A 1,060-nucleotide genomic window follows, 5' to 3' on the forward strand; every position below is an offset into this window, starting at 1 on the left:
ACTTGCTTTATCTAAAACATATTCTCCATCACTTGTTGTAAGAGTAGAAACTTCATTATTTCCATCTAACAATGTTAGCGTACTTGCATCTAACTCAACTCGTTCTCCATTAGCCCCTACTTGACTTCCTTTATTGAAGTTTACAGTTTTATCTTTATCGGCACTGTTTTCTGGTGTATCTAATACGATTGAAGAAGTTTGTTTTTTACCTTGTACATCAGTTGTTGCAGATTTTTCAGCTGTTGGTGTTACAGGTGTGATAGTTGGTGTATACGTTGTTTCTACTTTTACTCCATTTGATCCTGTTGCTTGTACAGATACTGGTGCTACTTCACCTGAATAAGTTTTATCCGATGGTGTAAATGTTACTTGTCCTGTCGCTGAATCAATTGTGTAAGTACCAATTTGATTAGTTGTTCCTGCTTTATAAGCTGGAAGTGTATCACTTTCTACTCCACCATTTACAAGTTTGTAGCTATTTGGCTGAACCGTAATTGTTTTTGGTGTTCCATTTACATCTACAGTTTTCGGTTTGAACGTTGGTGTTCCTGTTTGTGTTAAACCTTGTAAGTTAGTTGATGTTGCTGGTTCTTTATCAATCTCAGCCGATACAATAATTGGTTTGTATGTTGTAGTTGAAGGAATTGTTGTACTTTCGTTTTTATCATTTGTAATGGTTACAGTTGCTTTTACCGTAATTGGATCTACATCACCTTTGTATGTTGGAAGTGGTTTGAATGTTACTTTTCCATTTCCATCAATGGTGAATGTTCCTTTTCCTTCTACTTTTACACTATCTTTTTCTGTTTGATCAGCAGGGTCCACTAGTTTACGACTTGTAACTGTAACGTTATTTGATTCAGCTGGAACTGGGAATGTTGGCGTTCCTTCTTGAGTTTCCCCTTGGATATTTGTTGTTGTTGCAGGTTGTGGAGTTATTGTTAATGCAGTTACTGTTGGTTTATATTTCGCATCTTTTGTTTCTCCATTTTCGTCAGTAGCCTGCACAGAAATTCCAGTTGCTGGTCCTGTAAATCCTGGTTTTGGAATGAAAGTTACT

The 1,060-nt window shown here is 36.4% G+C and carries 1 pseudogene; it reads right to left on the reverse strand.

Annotated elements, in window-relative coordinates:
• Positions 1-1,060: pseudogene (locus tag ADI58_RS02650) on the reverse strand (hypothetical protein); the annotation flags it as partial.

The organism is Streptococcus mitis (assembly GCF_001074635.1).
GTDB classification, from domain to species: domain Bacteria; phylum Bacillota; class Bacilli; order Lactobacillales; family Streptococcaceae; genus Streptococcus; species Streptococcus mitis_E.